Genomic DNA, 18,078 nt, shown 5'->3' on the forward strand with positions numbered 1-18,078 from the left:
ACACTTCCTCCGCCGCGCATGATCCGTTCCGGGAACCCGGCAGCACTTTTGAATTCTGCAGCGTCATAGGTTTATTATTAGCATATAGATTCGGAATACGGGGAGACATGGACCATGGAACTAAACATCCGGAATTTGCAGAAGCGTTATATCCTCATTATTGTATTGCTGTTACTCTGTCTGCCTGTTCCCCTTATGCTTAAGCTAACGAAGCCGAAGCTTGAGATCATCGGTATTGACGGTGAACGGATTACTACCGATGCCTATACAGTTACACCAGAGCATCAGCTCCTGCTGTCCCGGAGTATTGCCGAGCAGGCACTTCATGCCCGGATCGCCATGACGCTGCCCGCTCCGCTCCCCAAAGGAATTTACTACAGGGACCAGGTTGCGGTCCTGATGTATCACCATCTTGCCGAACAGGCCCTACCGCTGTATCCCGGCGTCTTGACCGCTGCGCAATTCGATGAACAGATGCAGTTGCTGAAGCAGGACGGTTTCCATGTCATTACGATGAAGCAGTACCGGCAATTCATGCTGGAGAATGCTCCGGTTCCCGACAATGCGGTGCTGCTGACATTCGATGACGGGTATGAGAGCTTCTACAAGCTGGCTTACCCCATTTTGCAAAAATATGGCTACACCGCAGTCAACTTCGTAATTGTCTCCGACGTGGACCACCCCGGCCCGCATCAGGTGCCTAAGCTGACCTGGGCGCAGATGCGGGAGATGAAGCGCGCCGGAATGGACTTTTATAATCATACTTACAATCTTCATTATTATGGCGTTGTTGATGCAGAGGGCGATAAGCGTCCGGCAGCAAGCTCGCTGCTGTACATCCCGGATGAGAACCGCCATGAGCTGAATGAGGAATATTACCGGAGAGTGACCGGGGACCTGGCTCTGGCCGAACGCAGGCTTAAGGAGGAGCTGGGCAATACGGATTCAGCCATCGCCTTCCCCTACGGCTCCTATAATGACAGGCTGCTGGAAGCGTGCGACTCCCTCGGAATCCGGCTGAAATTCAATATCGGGCTGGGCTTAAGCTCAAGAATGACGCTGAATGCGCCGCGCATTAACGAGGGCAGCCGGACGCTCTCTCCGGTACTGGCCATCAATGAGCTGAAGCAGATGAAGGCGCAGCCCGAGCTGACCGTCAATTCTGTCAAGGTCCCTCTGGCCGGAACGAAGCCGCAGCTGGGCAAGGACCGGCTCATGGTCCCTCTGGCGGAGCTGTGCAAAGCGCTGGGAGTTAAGCTGTATTACGACAACAGCAGCAACGCTCTCAAGCTGCTCCCCGGCCGCCCCGGCGCAGCGGTCAGATCTTAACCGTCTCGCGGGCCACGGGCTGGCGGCCCAGGGTGACCCGGTTCTTCCCGGCAGCCTTGGACTGGTACAGGGCCTCGTCCGCCTCGCGGTACAAATCCTCGAAGGTGACGTCCTTCCGGTCTGTGAAAGCAATGCCGATGCTGACCGTAAGCCGGATGGCATAGCCCCCGTCCAGCTTGACGGTATGCCCGCTCATGGCGGTGCGGAAGCTCTCAGCCTCCTTCAGGGCCGCAGCCTCGCTATCGGCAAAGAAGCAGACCGCGAATTCTTCGCCGCCGACCCGGCCGGCAATCCCTTTATTATGATAAATCTGCATAATCCGCCCGGACAGGTCCATGAGTGCCTGATCCCCGGCCATATGCCCGTATGTATCGTTAATGCATTTGAAATCATCGATATCGAACAGCAGCAGGGCCATGCCTGCTCCAAGCTGGAGGGAATAATTCTGCACCAGCCGCATGAAGTGCCTGCGGTTATACAGCCCGGTCAGATCATCCACCGTTGCCTGGTACAGCAGCTCCTGCTCGTATCTTTTCTTCTCGCTAAGGTCCGTGAGTACAATCAGCATCCCCGCACTCTTCGTCCTCTCCCGTTCCATCGCGATGAGGGCCACACCGTAGCATAAGCCGTCCCTCCCGGGAGGCTCGATTTCGAACTGCCCTTCCCTCCGGTCCATGTAATGCTCCGAGAGCTGCCCGTACCGGCGGAGCAGCGGCCGGATGCTTGCGCCCATCCAGGCTTCCGGCTGCTCCTCCGCCAGCTCGCCGAGCATCTCTCCCGCCGCCCGATTAACATCAATAATGTCGTCATAGTGGTCGGTCAGCACAATGCCGTCCTTCATATTCTCGAAGATTTTATTCTTGGCCAGCGGATATAGGGAGAGTCTGGGATCACGGAACAAGGTGAGGTAGGCGGCGATGATGGGAGGCAGATAAGTGAATGCGGTGAAGCCTGTAAGGGTAATCCGCAGCAGCGGCAGCAGGAAGACGGAAACGACCGGCACCAGCAGGCTGAGCAGCAGCAGCAGATGATGGCGGAAGTGATATTTGGGCGCGTTGAGAAGGGAGATGGCCAGCAGATAGACGGCATACAGCCCGAACAGCTGGTCATAGGCAATGAAGATCATACTTAAGACCGTAGGCTCCACGGCAATTCCGGTGATTCCCGCTACGGTAGCCAGTCCAACCCCGCTGCGCATCAGATGGTGATAGGAGTCCGTGCAGATCAGCAGCACATCGGCCACAACCGGCAGACAGAACAGAAGCAGCCTCCCCGGCAGACCTTCAGAGGAGCGCGAGACATACTCTTTGATTACAGCATAAGTGAAGATGGTGCTCAGAAAAAGCGGCCCCTGCTGCGCATTCTTCCACCAGAGCTTGGCCTCGAAGGAGCGGGACAGAATCTCTCCTGCCGTGGCGGCAAACACCAGACTGACCAGCAGCATCAAGATCCATAAATAGCTTCTTCCCGGAGTGTGGCGGTGCTTGTAAGAGCCAATGCCCATATAGAGACTTAGAACACTGCCCATTACGAGATAGAACGGATAACCCTGCATCCACGGCATGTCAAATTTCCCCTATTTTCAGATCACTTGGCCTTATTATATCCTACTCTTTCGCACAAATGAATGACTCTGCCAAAAAATACAAAACGCAAAGAGGATATTCCAACGCCATGGGTATGGCCGGGAATATCCTCTATAGCAGGAGCACCATTATTTCTTCTGGGCAAGACGTTGTTTGAACTTGTCAACACGGCCGCCAGTTTCGGTATCTCTTTGTTTGCCTGTGTAGAACGGGTGGGATGCAGAGCTGGAGTCTACACGGATCACCGGGTAAGTGTTGCCGTCTTCCCATTCCATTGTTTCACCGGATGACTTGGTGGAGGAGCTAAGGAACTTGTAGCCCACGCTGGCATCGAAGAAAATAACCTGTTGGAACTTAGGGTGAATGCCTTGTTTCATTTGGAATAACCTCCTTTCGGTGCGGATACAGCTTGAAAGCAGTTATTGAAGCCATCTCTTAGTCTATTGGGTCATTCCGCTTAGACGGAGGGAGATACGTAAATCTTCCGATTTTTACACGCCATACTATCATACGTGAAACCCTGCTTGGAGTCAAGGCCTAAATCCCCGTAACGGCACTGTTTTACACATCGTATTCCAGCTGTTTTTTGGCCTGGACGATGAAGTCGAGCGGGTTCTCGATTTTCTCCGCCTCATATTCCACCGCGCCGATCTTCAGGCCCAGATTGACCTTGTATTTGCCGGAGAATTCCGTGTCATTCAGATGCTGCAGCCGCTGCTTGATCCGCTCAATGACAATTTTGGCGCCCTCGCGGTCTGTGAACAGCAGCAGCCCCCACGTGGCATCCTCCTTGTCCAGCAGATACAGCGCATCATTGGTACGGATACTGGACTGGCTGAGCTGGGACACATCGTAGATCGCCTCCGAGAGCTGCTCCTCCGGGATCAGGCGGCGGATCTCGCTCCAGTACTTCACCTTCACGACCAGCAGGGTCAGCGGAATATGGTAACGGGTCGAGATTCCGGTGAACAGGCTGGCATCCTTCTGAAAAGAAATGCTGTTGCGCAGATCCGTATTCTCATCCACAGCCGCCAGGTTGGCCGTCCGCTTCAGCAGCCGTTCATTCTCCTCCTGCAGCTCGCGGGTATGGGAGGTGAAGACCCAGAGCACTACTGTAAGCAGCGGGGTCATAATCAGCCAGAAGTACGTATCGACCCCGATGGACGCGCCTTGGGATACCGTCTGGTAGACGACGAAGAAGCCGTAGCCGAAGATGAACGCCAGATTTAGTGTAAGTCCGGCGGTGACCGTGGTGAAATACGTGACCAGGGCCAGGATGAACGATACATTAAGAATAATAATATTCTGAACGTAGCGGTCCGGAGAGCCCGCGATGTAGACGATGCAGGCGAAGATCAGGACCAGAAACGCCAGGAAGCCGAGATCCGAGGCCAGACTGCTGCGGTTACGTCTCACGCTTGATCACCCCGCTTCTTCTTATGTTTGCGGTAGAGCAGCAGCAGGGATACGATCACCAGCGCAACGATCATAACCGCCGCAGTCACGAAGCCCAGCACATCCGTACGCTCCAGCGCCTTCGAGACCAGTGAGCTGCTTGCCGCGCCGGAGATGGTCTTGAAGCGGTACGCCTGGACGGTGCCGTCCTTGTCCGCCACCACCCCGTCACCGTATACCTTCCACCGGTCCTTCTCGGTGCCGATCAGCTTGGAGACGATGAAGTTGCTCTCGGAGCTTACCGCTGTCACCGCCAGCAGGCCGCGTCCGCTCTCGTAAGGCGATTCCAGCAGCTGCAGGGTGCCTATTCCGGCGCCGTACTGCTGCTCAATCGCTAACTTTTCGTTGGACAGGAGGGTAGAACCGTCTTTGCTGAACTTGAAGAAGAGCTTGTCATTATTGTCGCGGATAACCTTGTTGTTCTTATAGGTCCCGATGGCAATGATGTTGTTGTCCTTCAGATTGTCCGCGGTTGCGTTGTCGTTATAGTAGTGGACATCCCCGGTATTTCCTTCGGCATATTGGCCCAGCATGTTCAGGAGGTTGCCCAGGCTCCGGTAGGTGTAATCATCCCGCTCCTGCGGCAGCACCACCGCGAGCCGGTTGAAGATACCGTCACGCAGGAACGGATACGGGTAATTGCCCAGCAGCAGATCGGTGCGGTCCTTCGTATTCAGGCGCATCGCCGATTCCTTGCTGATATAGGCCCATGGCATCTGCTCCCGGTTCGGTGTGCAGAGCACGCTTGCCAGCTCCAGGTCGAAGGCGACCGTCACCGTGAAGTTGCCGGAGATGTTCAGGCTCTGCGGCACATTCAGATTCAGGACATCCCCGTTCGCCAGCTCCTTCGTCAGCTTCTTGCTGCCGATCGGCGTATCGTTGATACTGACCGTTACCAGAGAGCGGTTGAAGTCCAGGTTCTGTGCATAACGGAAGTCCAGGCTGATCCGCCCGTCATCCGCAATGGAGCGGTTGGACGGCAGGGACACGAAATAGGTCTGCTCCTGATGATTCGGCCCGGTCAGCTTATCCCCTGTCTCCGTGAAGGTGATGTTCGTGCTGATCGGCGGTGCGGCCTCGGCCACATCGGTGGCATCACTCACAACCTTCCGGTCCTGGCTGAGCTGGCTTACCAGCGTTCTGCTCGCCAGCAGCCTGCCGGCCTTGATCAGCAGGCTCTCATCCTTGGAGGTCACAACCAGCGTTGGCTGTGACTCCTTGTTCACCAGCTCGATAACCGCATACTTGCTAAGATCATTCTCTGTGCTTACCAGCTTTTTGATCCGGTCCGGGAGATGATCATACATGGCAACCAGCACAACAGCCTCCTTATCTGCTGCGGTGTCCTCACGGTAAGGCAGCAGCAGGATGGTCCGGTCATTCAGCGTGTTGCCTTTGGCAAACCCTGCAAGGGCATAGGTGGCACTCTCCAGCTCCGCCCCGCTGGCCTTCTGCGGCACAGCCAGCAGGCTCTGCCCCTCTCTCACCGTATCCATTCCCGAGAATCTGGCGCTGAAATCCTCAATTCCCCCGGTAATCGGCTTTGCTGTGTATCTCACCGCAATATTGGAGGTATTGAACAGATGCAGCCAGCTGTCCTGCTCATCATCCATACTGCATAATTGATACTCGCCCGAGTCTGTTCTCAGGCTGCCCTGGATGCTCAGCGTGTTGCTGCCCTCCTTCAGGAAGCCCTTGGGGGCGGTGATGCTCAGGCTCTGCTGTCCGTTACTGTCACGGGACGGCCGGAACGAGTAGAACGGGATGCCGTTCAGCGACAGCGTAACGCTGGAGCGGGTATCCTCATTCAGCTGGGAGGACTGATAATGCAGATTAACCGTCACCTGCTCCACATCCCAATACTTCATGACCGTGAAGTATTGCTGCTGGGAGCTTGAGCCCCGCAGCGAGATTTCGCTGCCGGTGAACGAGGTTTCATAGGTCTGCCCGGCTTCACCCGGGAGAGCTGCCGCTGCCGGTGCCGGAAGCTGGACGAGGAGGATGGCAAGGCAGAGCAGCATTGTTATGATCCGTTTTGTCGTCATATTCCTATCTCCTGTTGTCTAATTTCTGGACTCCCGGCGCTCAGTACCGCTCGGTCTTATACCATTTGGCTTCCCGCTTGAAAATAACGTCCTTGAGGTAGTTGTACAGCCCGTAGGCTGCAACCACCATCCAGAGCTGGCAATACGACACATACATCAGCAATATAATCCACAGGTTCGACAGGCTCATCTCCCCCTTCTCCGTCGTCAGGGTCACGAAGATCCCGACCACGAACAGCACAATGGCAAGCAGCCACAGGAAGCTGCTGAGCCCGGCAATGGTAGTATGAACATACCCCATCGCATGGAGGACCAGCAGGGTGTCAGAGGTGAGCAGCGAGATCAGCAGCAGGAAGTAGATAGAGACATAATACAGAATATCGAAGCGGATCTTCGCCGCCTTCCGGTTGAAGAGCAGCGGAAGGTTCTTCACGATGACATAGATATTGCCCTTGGCCCAGCGGGTCCGCTGCTTGAACCACACCTTGACCGTCTGCGGCTCCTGCTCCCAGGTGACCGATTTCGGCTGGAACTTGATCCGGTAGCCCATCATATAGATGCGAAAGCTGATCTCCGTGTCCTCGGCGATTGCCTTCACATCCCAGCCGCCGATGCTCTCGACGATGGACCGGCGCATAATGAAGTTAGTTCCCGGAATCGTACAGAGCTTGAAGAGCTTCCAGCGTCCCGCCTGGGCCATCCACTGAAAGGACAGCGTCTCAATGTTGATGAACCGGGTCAGCAGGCTGGCATCGCGGTTGCGGGTTCTGAACTTGCCGATGACCGCTCCAAGCCCTGCATCCTTGATGATCTCGGCCACCAGATATTTCAGCGCCGGGCGCTCAGGTGTATTATCCGCATCATAGATCGCAATCAGCTCGCCCCTGCTGCGGGCGAAGCCGATGTTCAGCGCATTGGATTTGCCTTTGCCGCCGGTGACGGCATCGGTGTTGATAATGATCAGATTGCGCTCCGGATTCCTCCGCTGGATTCCGGCCAGCAGCTCCGCGCTGTTATCTGATGAATTATCATTGATGACGATAATCTCATACCGGTCGTGCGGGTAATCCAGCGCCAGCAGGGATTCGACGGTCTGGCCGATCACGATGCCCTCGTTATGCGCAGGAACCATAATCGTGACCATCGGATGCTCCCCAGAAATTTCCGGCGGCGGTTCGTTCTCCGTTGCAATATAATACAGATACCCCGCAATAATCAGTGTTACATTCACCAGCAGCAGGGACCAGATGCAAATGACCGCAATGACCATCAGCACGTCTGAGATCGTCATAGTATTCTCCTAATGTCGTATAAATTTTCTGCTATGGCTTATTCAAATATTTCCTGCGGTACAGCCTGTATCCTACCGCCAGCAAGCCGCCGAAGAAGAGCAGCGCTGCTAGAATGACAACGATGAAGAACTGATTCTGCACGCTGAACAGCGTATTGAAGCTGGTGGCCTGCTTCTCCTGGTACTGGTAATCACCGGCCACGGCCTGCGGCTGATAATCCACCCCCAGGGGGTTGCCGTCCACCCGGATCACCCCGTCCGAGGCTTCCACACGGTGGAGGTCGGTCGCCACACGATGCGGCTCCTGCTTATAGTCGGCGAAGGTGTACCATTCCCCGCTTAACCGCTGCAGCATCTCTTCCAGCCCCCGCTCATCCTGCGGCAGGTCCAGGGTTACCGCCGCATTCAGCGGCAGCTGCGGCATCGCCTTGCCGGTTCTGCCGATGCCCTGCAGTAATTCCGGCGGGAGGCTGTAGAGCGCAGAGCCGAACACCGCCGAGGTATCGGTCTGCTCCATATACAGGGTCTCCGCATCGGGGTAGAGCACTGCCGAGCTGAAGAACCCCATGCCAGCGGTGGAGTACTCCTTGTCATACGTCCAGTAATTCTCCGCCGCAACGCCCAGCGGCGCGACACCGCCCTCCACCAGGACATTGAGGAACAGATTCATTTTCCCGCGCAGCGACCGGTCGCTGAGGCTGATCGGCGGCCTTACGGCGGGCACATTGACCACGATGCTGCCGTTGCGGGACTGCACGGTCCTTAAGGCCTCCAGATACCGCTTCATCGCGGGGAAATCCGTATTGCCGAACACCGGCCGGACGCTGGCAATGAAGGGAATCCCGCTGTTATACAGCCGCTCGGCCATCTGCTCCAGCAGATTGAGATCAGAGAACGGATAGATCTCTTTGATTACAAGGTACAGTTGAGGATCGGCTGCGGACTTCAGCCAATCTTTCAGCACATAACCCGCTGCGATAGCGGTGAAATTCCCTTGCTTCAGATATGGCAGATATGCGGTGCTGCCGCGGCTTGCTGCGAAGGGAGCCTGCACGCTGCCGTCTGCCGAGGTCCACTCCCCATAGGTGCGTCCGCCGGTTGAGGCAGTAATATAAGGCATCCCCTCGACCGGAAGCGTGACCCCGGTGAACCCGCCGATGGACAGGGTGGCACTTGCACCATGCCAGACCCCGGTCTTCAGCCCAAGCGCCTGCTGCACGCGTGCAGGCGGCCTGTACCCGACATGCAGGACAGCCCCCTGATAGGAGGCCGCATCCTGAAGATAAGCGGCATTCGCCAGCTTCAGCTCATTCTGGTTGACGACGGTGACAACCCCGGAATAGTCCGGCAGGCTGCCCGGCTCATAATCAGACAAGTGCTTCACTGTAACCTGCACACTGTAAGCGGCCAGCAGCCGCTGCAGCTCCGCCACATTTCCCTCTCCGTCTGCGGGCTGCGCCAGGCTGTCGAACAGCAGCAGAATATGCGGTGTCTCCGCTGCCGCAGCGGCAGAGACCGGCCGGGCCGGAGGCAGCAGCACCCCGGCCAGGAACATCAGCAGCACCATGATCATGCCTGTGCGTTTCAAGCGCCCACTCCCTTGTTCAGGCTGGAATAATCGCCCGCCGGCAACACAGGCGGAGCGGCCGGCAGCGGCTTCTTCGCAGAGAGTCCGCGGCCGATCACACTGGCCACCGCCTGGAAGGTAATCAGGTCGAAGGCCAGCGTGAACAGGAATTCATGCTTGGCAATATCGGCATCCCCGGCTCCGATAATGGAGACCACAATGCCTGACAATCCGGCAAGCATGGTGGCCAGAATCACCAGCAGACGCTGCATCCCCCGGAAATCCCTGGCGCGGACCGCGCTGACGAAGGACGGCATGTAGACGCCGATAATAACCGCCATCCAGAGCAGAATGAAGGCGAAGGGACGGGGGGCCAGCTCCTCCTTGAGCGAGCTGTACAAGCTGAAGAAGTGGCTCTGGGCCCGGAACTCCTTGCCTGCGGACTTCTCATAGTTGCCCATAGCTGCCGGCTTGATCGTATAAGCACTTTCAGCAGCCGTGTCCAGAATTGAGCCCAACTGGTCCGGGTGGGTCATATAATACTTCAGTATGGAGACGAAGCCGTAGCGGCTGTAGAACTCTTTTTCCAGCAGATCGGACTTCACATCCACCGTCCCGTATTGGTCATAATAGGTATTCGATTTGAGAATCGCGAACTGCTCATTAATGCCGAAGTTCTGCAGCGCCTTCTCCGGGTTCTCCGACTCCATCAGCACGCCGCGCGTCATTGCATGATATTGGTTAATATTCACGAACTCTTTGGAGATATTAAGATAGGTGGCAATTCCGGCGAACATCATCAGACCGGCCGACAGCAGGGTAACCGTGCGGAACAGCTTGTCCCGGCGGACCCAGAACAGCGGAATGGACAGCAGCGCAATGACCATACCCACCGGAGCGTTCTGCTGCTTGGAGGTCGTAAGAATCAGCGTGCTGACCAGCAGGACCGCCAGCATGGCATAATCGTTATACCGTTTGCGGTAGATCAGCAGCCAGGAAGCGAACACCAGCATCATCGTCACCATCACCAGGCTCTCCCCGAAGAAAGAGTTGAAATAGGCAGTATACCCCGTATCCCCGAAGATGAAGACCGCCAGCGCAGCAACCGCCATCCCCCGCTTGGGCGACATTTTGAGCGTAATTGCCTCAACCAGCAGGTAGACAGCCGCGACATACAGCACCGTGTAGATGGCAGCCTGGAACCGGATATCGAACACTTCCTTGCTGAACAGCAGCTGATTGAGGTGCAGCGCCAGCTTGATGAACAGGGACTGGGACGACACCACCATCGTGCTGTTCTCGTTGAAGTACTGGAAGATTCCGAACTGCTTCACGAAGTACCCGAAGTACTGGCTGTCATAGTCCGGGAGATTGAAGTATAAGCCGTTACTATATATTATCCGGTAAAAGTCCCCGTTATCCGCCATTCCCACATAAGGAGCTGTAAACAGCGCAATCACCGTCACCAGCAGCACACCAAAAGCAGCGGCAAACGCCGGAGTAATCCGAATACCGGCAAGTCTAATACCGGGCCGGGTCTGAACTGAGGTTGCTGAGGTTGTCTCTAAGTTGTCTATCATTGCTGATTCACCCCATTATATTATTGGGCCTTATAGGAATACGCCAGCAGTGCCATCAGGTTATCAAAAGAGTACGCCTGCTCCGCCGCAGGATCGCCGAATCCGCCGTACAGCGGACTTGCTTCATCGGTCACTCTGAATTCATTCATCCGTCCGATACTGGATTGATAGAGTGAGCTGTCGCCCAGCTCCGCGCCAATCATGGCCGTCAGCGCATAAATCGCCGTAGACCGTACATCATTCATCGGCTGCCCGTCCCGTGTATACTTACCGTACAAAGTCCCCGCCTCGACTTGCTCCGTAATATAGCGGAGGCTGGCGGGCTTCTCCAGACCAAGCTCTGCCAGATGAAGAATCGTCAGCAGAGACTCTACTGTATTAATGCCCTCCGAGCTGTATTGCTTCGTGCTGTAATCATACCGGGTCTCATAGAACGGGAAAGCATCGGACAGATACCCCTCCTCCAGAATGCCAGTCATATTATGGGACAAACTCTCTTTTAATTCGCTAGATATCGACAAATTCTGCACTACACCCAGATCAATATAACACAAAGTTACGAATTCGTTGACCACTTTGTAGAAATTGTCATAGATGTCATAAATGTAGCCATTTTTCACGTTATTTTTATAGAAACGAATGCCATATTGTTCAGCTTCTTCAGTGTATTCCGGCTTACCGAAATGCTGCCCGGCTTCATACAATGCCCCGATCATCCGCAGGTCATCGACCGCTGCATTCACGGGATAGCGCTTCTCCTGCTTGGGGCTGAAGCGGTAGCTGAAGCCGCCCTCCATGTCAAAGGTTCTGCGGGCCAGCGCCCACTGCCGGTCGAACAGCTCCTGATCGCCCATCCGCACGGCCGTCTCCATCATCAGAGAGGCAGACTCGCTCAGCACCTCATGGCCTGTCGCCACCTCTGCCGACTCGCCGGTCTCCTGCAGATTCGTATATACCCCATAGGGGCCCATAAGCTGCGTCTCTATGAAATACAGTAATTGCTGCTGCTCCGGTACGGGTTCACGCTGCACCTCTTCCGGCCGGGTGCTTGCTGCCGGGGAGGCGGCCGGTGTTCCAGCCGGAGGGATGGAATTCCCCCCGCAGGAGGTGAGCAGGAGCAGCGTCATGCCGAGCGCAGCCATTGTGCGGAATCTGATTTTCAAGTGGTGTCACATCCTTATCAGGCAACCTAGCAGCGGCCCTACTAATATAACGGTAATTATTGTCACATTCTTTACTGTTTTTGCGAACAATATGTGTCTTTTGCCCAACAAAAATCACCCTGCGGTGAAGGATGCTGCTGCCTTCCCTTACGGGACGCTTATAAGGGGCAGGATTGTTGCACTTTTTGCAGGATTCTTCTATGCAATGTTACGGGCTGAAGTACAATGTTGTATTTTTTGCACAAATTTCGCTGTTTAGAGCAGGTTAGCGCTGGATTTGTTGCATTTTGTGCAGGATTTCAGCATAGACCGCTTCTATGGGGCAGGATTGTTGCACTTCTTGCAGGATTTCTCTATAACTGTTACTGGCTGTGAAGTAGGGGGCCCATTCCTCGGTACAGCAGCCCCCATTGTGTTCGGTTTTTCGATTCCTAAGCAACAACAAAAAAGCTGTCCCCGTGTCACAATGACCGGAACAGCTCCGCGTTATCGCATATTCAGCTTCTCTTACCCTCTATAATTCTCCGGTACGTCTCCTCATCGGCCACAATATAGAGTCTCGCCTCCGCCGGGATCGGCTGGTCCAGCTTACGGTTAATGCCCAGGTCGCCGCGGTCGGACAATAGAGTCGCCCCCTGGCGCAGCAGATCCTGAAAGGCATCGCCATAGGTGTTCCAGTCGCTGCTTCGGGGGATCTCATAGATATCGTCGCCGTGCTCACGGCTGAGCAGCTGATGAATGACCTCGGCGTTCCCCTCCTGGAGGGCCGACCGGACCGCCAGCCGGGAGATGGCATCATGGGAGAGCACGAACTCATTCACCTGTACATGTTTGAAGTTCTGGATGTTCTTCTCCTGCATAATTTCCACCGTAGTATGTACCTGCGGGGCAATCCGTTCAATGCTGGACGCAATCAGCAGCGTCTTGCCGTCGCTCAGCGAGGCCTCGTCGATCCGGGTGTCGCTGAACACAATAGCCGCCCGTGCGCTCCCGATATTCGCCTTCAGCAGAATCTCATCATTTGCGGCATCCCCGCTGATGAAGTGGACCTGCTCCAGCTCCTCCAGCGGATGACGCCCGTTCTCATCGATAATTACGATGCGGCAGCTCTTGTCATAACAGAGAATCTCATCGACCGCCGCCCTCGTCTTCCGGTTCCAGTTAATCAGGACCACATGATTGTGCCCGTGAAAGGTCAACGTTCCGGCTCCTCTCCTGCGCTGCATCTCTCCCATGGCATCAATAATCTTGCCAATGACCAGACTGAGCAGTCCAATGCCAAAAATGTATAGGAAAATCGTAAATACCTTGCCGGTAGAAGTGGTGGCAAAATAGTCGCCGTACCCGACCGTAGCCATCGTGGTCATTACCCAGTAGAAGGCATTGAACCAGCTATGGAACGTGTCCGGCTCCAGCAAATAGGCGGTGGTGGCGCTCAGAAGGATGAAGGCCACAATAATCAGCGCAATGGATTTCTTCTTCAAATGCAGCAGCTTGCCGGATAACCGGATCAGAAAATGCAACGCTCATCCCTGCCTTCAGCTTATTGGAACCGGTCCTGCTATATAATCAGACTGCTGACGGCAAAGGCGGTCCCGATGAAGACCATGCAGAGCACAGTACCGACAGCGACATTCGCCTGCTGCAATTGCTCCGAGATCCGGAACCCGGGCGTGAACAGCTCGAACAGCCAGTAAGAGGCGATCAGGCAGACATAGCCTACAGCAAACCACAGCATCATGAACCAGATCGAGGTGTTCGTATAAGCAGCCACCCCCAGAATGATCGCCGTAGCCAGGAATTTGCCGCCAAAAGCCAGTGCTACCGCCACATTCCCCTTCTTCAGCTCCTCCATATCCTTAAACGGAGTCATCAGCGTGAAGATCACCATACCAATCACCTGAAGCAGCACAATGGTCAGAATACTGACTATCAAATTAATTGCAATCGTCATTTAGCCCACCCCCGAAATTTCGCATAGGCCGAATCATAGTCGGCAAAATCATGTACTTCCTCCAGCACTACGGAGACAGTCTTCTGCTTCTCCATTGCGGTGTAACGCTTGTCATCAATCGGCTGCTTCACCCGGTTGCCGGAGGGCAGCTCAATGACGGCGAAATTTCTGGTCTTGTTCTGATATTGGGTCTTGTAGACGCCGACAAGATCAACATCCGTTGTGATCGAGACCTTCAGATTAGCCAGATCCTCTGCGGCCGTCTTCTGGTCGGCATAAGATTTCAGCGTAGTCCAGCCGGACAGCCGGACCTCATTCTTCTGGTCGGCATCGGTAATCAGCTCGGCATCCATGAATTGGAGCGTCCAGACGGTATCCCCGGTGGCATAGTTCCCGTCATTGGGAAGCAGCTCATTATCCGGCAGGATGGTCATGTCGCTGCCGACGAGATCCCCGACCTTGCCTTCCACCACCCGGTAGTCCCACGGAACCCGCGATACACTGTCTGTCGTATCGGTCCCGGTATGAAATACACTGTTACTGTTCCCGCATGCGCTCAGCAGCAGCACCGCCAGCAGCAGCATGGCGGTCAGCAGCCCGCTCCGGCTTCCCCGCACCGGGGCACGCCCCTTCCTACCCTTGAACATCTTCAAGCCCCCTCACTCCTAGCGCGATAAAATGGCTGGCGTTGCCTGTAATCGGCCCGCCGGCCCGGCCGAGCAGCCCGCAGGGCTCCCCGTTAATGACGAACATGCCGGTCAGCAGGTGCAGCTCCCCCTCAGGCGTCATAATCCGGGCCATCTCAGCCCGCTTCTGATAGACCACCGGGAACAGCTCGCTGCTGTCATAGCCCTCTTCATCCGCGATCTCCAGCTCCCCGCTGTCGCTATAGATCCGCACAGAGCCGCCCTCGCGGCCGAATACGGACTTGGATACAAAGCTCTCGGAGAATACCGCCTTATTATAGGTCGGCAGGATATAACGGGAGATCGCCTGGCGCTCCTCCCCGCTGAACAGCAGGCCAAGCTCATACATGCCCCAGACCGCTGCAATCAGCCCCTTGGACTGGAGAATAATGCTGTGCGGCCCGTTGAACAGCTGGAGCTTCCCGGTCTCTATGGCATACGCCAAGGCATCGCCGCCTTCATCGACCGACATCCACTCCTTCGGGTACAGCGCGAACATCCGCTCAATAACCCGGCCCTCCGCGTCCTTGACGATGCCCTCGTCAATCCACAGATCCAGACAATCGACGCAGCGGACATCAAGTCCGCTATGGGCGGCAAGCGCCTCAATCGTCCCGCTGTCCTCCTCGTGGCTGCCGTAATCAATACAGGCTACTGTATCGGGGCGTTCCACGCTCCAGGCGGCGGCAAGCTGCTGCTTCATTCCCGCATTCACGCTGGCAATCCCCGCTTCTGCGCAGACCCACGGCGTAGCGATGGAGGCTTCCACATATCCGGTCGGCGTATCTGCATTCAGCTCCAGCAGCTTAATCGTCCCGTCACCGGCTACAGCAAAATCAAACCGCGCGTACCGGCTGATCTTCCCCGGCTCCGGCAGCGGGCAGTCGTCAAGCATCTGCCACAGGACCGGAGGAATGCCCAGCAGGTCATACAGGTCTTGCCGGCGGTGGATGTAACGTGCAGCCTTATCTAAGATCATCCAGAGCTGCGCCGAGGCTTCCCTCAGCTCCTCGTAGGTCTCACGGCGCATGACCGCTACCGCATCCAGCCAGTACTCCTCATCCTCCAGATCGGCCCAGGTGAAGCCCAGCTCATACAGCTGCCGGACGCGCGGCGCCCGCTCCAGTGCAGACTGGTCGATGTATTCGAATACGCTCTCGGCCTGGCTCATCCGCCGAAACCGCTCTTGCCGGATCTGCTGGAGCTTTTGCCGGAGCTTATGCCGGAACCCGACTTGGACTTGCTGGAGCCCAGTCCGCTGGAGGTGCCGCCGATGCCGCCTGATTTGGAGGATTTGTTCCTTCTCGTAATGGAGCCGGTTGACGAAGTGGAGGTCTTCGGCTTCACCACAGACCCGGCAACAGGCTTGTTCTGGAACCGCCCGCTGTTGTAGGTTGGCGGCTTATAGGTATTGCGTGTGCCTCCATAATAAGTAGGCCGGTCATTGTACCAGCCGCGTGAAGAGTAGTAGGAGCCGTTGTTGAACAGCATGTGGTACAGCAGCACATCATCCCAGCCGAAGCCGGAGCTGTACCCGCCGTAATTATTGATGACCGTAGTGCCGCCTGAGGTTACGGCCCCCTGGCCTTCCTGGACCGTCTCCTGCTGGTTCTCATCCGGGTATGGAATATTCCAGTCTACGTTCTTGTCGAAATACTGCTTCACTTCCTCGGTAGACCAGGAGACCAGCTTCGGCTCCTCGCCGCTGCCTCCGCTGGCCCCGGCGGCGCCGGGAACAAATAACGCATTGGCCAGCAGGGCAATGCCGAGCGAGGTGGACAGCACGCGGACCGGCTTGCCGTCCGGTGTGAACAGCCGGCTTACTGCGGATTCTTTAGCATTCTCTTCGTCTTTGGCCAACTTGGGCCCTCCTTCCCTCATATTCATGCTATTCATCGGTACGCATCGGAACCAGCAGCAGCTCCAGCGTCCCTTCATCCACATTCAGCCTGCCCTCAACCGTTTCGAATTCGCGGCCGTCCACAACAATATAATTGACATGCTCCAGAGCAGTCACCATATTCATGCTCCAGACGCGCTCCTCAATCCTGTTCAGGGCGCCATCCGGCAGCTTCTCGAACAGGATGACTCTCATGCCGTTATCCATTCATCCCCATCTCCTCTTGAACACTCGTATGCCTCTGATACGCTGCTTACACGGCAACGTTTCAGACTTTCGCGGCCTGGAAGATTATCTCTTCAGATCAACTAAATTCTATGCCGGGCAGCTCAAATTAGCAATCGGAAATCACGAAATGGACAGCCCCGCTTCACAGCACCCGCTGTACCCAGCTGTCCATCACCTGATCCGGGCGGATGCCCAGGTCCCGCTCCAGCAATTCCTTGTATTTATCATAGTGTGTCCTGAATCCGATGAAATCCCCCAGGTCGGCATAGCTTCGCAATATCAGCCTGCAGATCTGGTCCGAATAAGGGTCTGCGGCCTGCAAATCCAGCAGCCGCTCCAGCGCCTGCCGCGGCCGGCCGGAAGCTAATTCATATTCAGCGGAATGCAGCGACATGCGGATATACCGCACCTGCAGCTCCTTGCGCCGGATCTCGGCCCAGTCATAATGATGCTCATCCAGATAATCCCCCCGGTACAGCTGGAGGATGCTCTCACGGCGCAGCCATTCCTCTTCCGATTCCACAGGCGTGCCGGAATAGCCCTGCTCGAATTCCTCCACATCCAGCATGACCTGCTCCTTGGTCAGCCTGTACCGTTCCTGCGAGAACTCGACCAGCACCTCCATCTCCCACGCCTTCAGCAGCTTGCGGATATGATACACGGTGGTATGCAGATTCGTAACCGCCTTCTCCGGCTTGAAATCGGGCCAGACCAGGTCGACAATCGTATCCTTCAGGATCCATTGTCCTCGGTTATGCAGCAGCAGGGCGAAGACCTCCTGCGCCTTGCTTGTCCTCCACTGCATCTTGCGTCCCGGCTGTGTGCTGTCCACGAACTCCAGCCGCTTGAAGCAGAGAATCGACAGCTGCTTCCCCGGCGGTGCAGCTTCGGGCGGGGCCGCCGGTGGCTCTGCGGCCGCGGCCGGCACCGGATGGGGCTTCAGCCGCTCCAGTGTTTTGTTCAGCCGCTGGGAGGTTACCGGCTTCAGCAGATAGTCAACCGCATTCAATTCAAACGCCTCAATCGCGTACTCGCTGTAGGCAGTAATATAGACGATCCGGGTGTTGCCGTTCAGACCGGCAATATATTCCCCGGCCTCCAGCCCGTTCATCTCCGGCATTCCGATATCCAGGAAGACGATATCCGCCTGCTCCCGCTCCAGATGCGCAAGCCCGGTCCGCGCCGAAGTGAATTTCCCGCTGATCTGAAGCCGCCCATCCTTCAGGAGCAGGCGCTCCAGATGCTGGAGCGCAGGCTTCTCATCATCGATCAGTATTGCTCTCATCGCAAGGAC

General features: G+C 56.1%; 16 protein-coding genes. 1 reads left to right on the forward strand and 15 read right to left on the reverse strand.

The genetic code is table 11. The features are described from left to right. The first annotated feature begins 114 nt into the window (after positions 1-114). Positions 115-1,329, forward strand: coding sequence for a polysaccharide deacetylase family protein (locus MHI24_RS14795; protein ID WP_340026349.1), 1,215 nt, complete (start codon positions 115-117; stop codon positions 1,327-1,329). Here MHI24_RS14795 and MHI24_RS14800 read toward each other — a convergent pair. From MHI24_RS14800 to MHI24_RS14870, 15 genes are all read right to left on the reverse strand, one after another. Next, a complete protein-coding gene (locus tag MHI24_RS14800) occupies positions 1,319-2,893 on the reverse strand; it encodes a diguanylate cyclase (protein ID WP_340026350.1) in 1,575 nt (524 codons plus the stop codon). The genes MHI24_RS14795 and MHI24_RS14800 overlap by 11 nt on opposite strands. Before the next feature lie 150 nt (positions 2,894-3,043). After that, positions 3,044-3,292, reverse strand: a complete 249-nt coding sequence (locus MHI24_RS14805; protein WP_340026351.1) for a type B 50S ribosomal protein L31 — start codon at positions 3,290-3,292, stop codon at positions 3,044-3,046. A gap of 184 nt (positions 3,293-3,476) precedes the next feature. Continuing rightward, positions 3,477-4,331, reverse strand: a complete 855-nt coding sequence (locus MHI24_RS14810) for a diguanylate cyclase (RefSeq protein WP_340026352.1) — start codon at positions 4,329-4,331, stop codon at positions 3,477-3,479. After that, entirely contained in the window at positions 4,328-6,415 is a 2,088-nt protein-coding gene (locus tag MHI24_RS14815) for a cellulose biosynthesis cyclic di-GMP-binding regulatory protein BcsB (protein ID WP_340026353.1), read from the reverse strand. The genes MHI24_RS14810 and MHI24_RS14815 overlap by 4 nt, the downstream gene beginning before the upstream one ends. Before the next feature lie 40 nt (positions 6,416-6,455). Further along, positions 6,456-7,706, reverse strand: coding sequence for a glycosyltransferase (locus tag MHI24_RS14820; RefSeq protein WP_340026354.1), 1,251 nt, complete (start codon positions 7,704-7,706; stop codon positions 6,456-6,458). A gap of 31 nt (positions 7,707-7,737) precedes the next feature. Then, positions 7,738-9,294 (reverse strand): hypothetical protein, encoded by a 1,557-nt coding sequence (locus MHI24_RS14825; protein WP_340026355.1) that lies wholly within the window; start codon positions 9,292-9,294, stop codon positions 7,738-7,740. Beyond that, the gene (locus MHI24_RS14830) at positions 9,291-10,853 is read right to left on the reverse strand and encodes a hypothetical protein (RefSeq protein ID WP_340026356.1); all 1,563 of its coding nucleotides are present in this window, start codon (positions 10,851-10,853) and stop codon (positions 9,291-9,293) included. The genes MHI24_RS14825 and MHI24_RS14830 overlap by 4 nt, the downstream gene beginning before the upstream one ends. A gap of 20 nt (positions 10,854-10,873) precedes the next feature. Beyond that, positions 10,874-12,016: a glycosyl hydrolase family 8 gene (locus MHI24_RS14835; RefSeq protein WP_340026357.1), complete on the reverse strand. Its 1,143-nt coding sequence runs from the start codon at positions 12,014-12,016 to the stop codon at positions 10,874-10,876. A 497-nt stretch (positions 12,017-12,513) separates the two neighbouring features. Further along, positions 12,514-13,539 (reverse strand): ion channel, encoded by a 1,026-nt coding sequence (locus MHI24_RS14840; protein ID WP_340026358.1) that lies wholly within the window; start codon positions 13,537-13,539, stop codon positions 12,514-12,516. A 38-nt stretch (positions 13,540-13,577) separates the two neighbouring features. Then, positions 13,578-13,970, reverse strand: coding sequence for a DUF350 domain-containing protein (locus MHI24_RS14845; RefSeq protein ID WP_340026359.1), 393 nt, complete (start codon positions 13,968-13,970; stop codon positions 13,578-13,580). Further along, on the reverse strand, positions 13,967-14,617 hold the full coding sequence (locus MHI24_RS14850) for a signal peptide protein (protein WP_340026360.1): 651 nt from the start codon (positions 14,615-14,617) through the stop codon (positions 13,967-13,969). The genes MHI24_RS14845 and MHI24_RS14850 overlap by 4 nt, the downstream gene beginning before the upstream one ends. After that, on the reverse strand, positions 14,604-15,827 hold the full coding sequence (locus tag MHI24_RS14855) for a glutathionylspermidine synthase family protein (protein ID WP_340026361.1): 1,224 nt from the start codon (positions 15,825-15,827) through the stop codon (positions 14,604-14,606). Before MHI24_RS14855 ends, MHI24_RS14850 begins: the two co-directional genes overlap by 14 nt. Continuing rightward, positions 15,824-16,516 carry a hypothetical protein gene (locus MHI24_RS14860; RefSeq protein WP_340026362.1) on the reverse strand — a complete coding sequence of 231 codons (693 nt, stop codon included), beginning with the start codon at positions 16,514-16,516 and terminating at the stop codon, positions 15,824-15,826. The genes MHI24_RS14855 and MHI24_RS14860 overlap by 4 nt, the downstream gene beginning before the upstream one ends. A 28-nt stretch (positions 16,517-16,544) precedes the next feature. Beyond that, complete coding sequence (locus MHI24_RS14865; RefSeq protein ID WP_340026363.1) at positions 16,545-16,763, reverse strand: hypothetical protein; 219 nt, start codon at positions 16,761-16,763, stop codon at positions 16,545-16,547. Between the two features lie 163 nt (positions 16,764-16,926). Then, positions 16,927-18,069: a response regulator gene (locus MHI24_RS14870; protein ID WP_340026364.1), complete on the reverse strand. Its 1,143-nt coding sequence runs from the start codon at positions 18,067-18,069 to the stop codon at positions 16,927-16,929. Positions 18,070-18,078: the final 9 nt, after the last annotated feature.

It is taken from the genome of Paenibacillus sp. FSL K6-1096, assembly GCF_037977055.1.
Taxonomy (GTDB): domain Bacteria; phylum Bacillota; class Bacilli; order Paenibacillales; family Paenibacillaceae; genus Paenibacillus_AQ.

What these genes read in the sequence shown, in the direction of transcription:
- MHI24_RS14795 (WP_340026349.1), top strand. Translation starts at nt 115, where the DNA reads ATGGAACTAAACATCCGGAATTTGCAGAAGCGTTATATCCTCATTATT.
- MHI24_RS14800 (WP_340026350.1), bottom strand. Translation starts at nt 2,893, where the DNA reads ATGCCGTGGATGCAGGGTTATCCGTTCTATCTCGTAATGGGCAGTGTT.
- MHI24_RS14805 (WP_340026351.1), bottom strand. Translation starts at nt 3,292, where the DNA reads ATGAAACAAGGCATTCACCCTAAGTTCCAACAGGTTATTTTCTTCGAT.
- MHI24_RS14815 (WP_340026353.1), bottom strand. Translation starts at nt 6,415, where the DNA reads ATGACGACAAAACGGATCATAACAATGCTGCTCTGCCTTGCCATCCTC.
- MHI24_RS14820 (WP_340026354.1), bottom strand. Translation starts at nt 7,706, where the DNA reads ATGACGATCTCAGACGTGCTGATGGTCATTGCGGTCATTTGCATCTGG.
- MHI24_RS14830 (WP_340026356.1), bottom strand. Translation starts at nt 10,853, where the DNA reads ATGATAGACAACTTAGAGACAACCTCAGCAACCTCAGTTCAGACCCGG.
- MHI24_RS14845 (WP_340026359.1), bottom strand. Translation starts at nt 13,970, where the DNA reads ATGACGATTGCAATTAATTTGATAGTCAGTATTCTGACCATTGTGCTG.
- MHI24_RS14850 (WP_340026360.1), bottom strand. Translation starts at nt 14,617, where the DNA reads ATGTTCAAGGGTAGGAAGGGGCGTGCCCCGGTGCGGGGAAGCCGGAGC.
- MHI24_RS14855 (WP_340026361.1), bottom strand. Translation starts at nt 15,827, where the DNA reads ATGAGCCAGGCCGAGAGCGTATTCGAATACATCGACCAGTCTGCACTG.
- MHI24_RS14865 (WP_340026363.1), bottom strand. Translation starts at nt 16,763, where the DNA reads ATGGATAACGGCATGAGAGTCATCCTGTTCGAGAAGCTGCCGGATGGC.
- MHI24_RS14870 (WP_340026364.1), bottom strand. Translation starts at nt 18,069, where the DNA reads ATGAGAGCAATACTGATCGATGATGAGAAGCCTGCGCTCCAGCATCTG.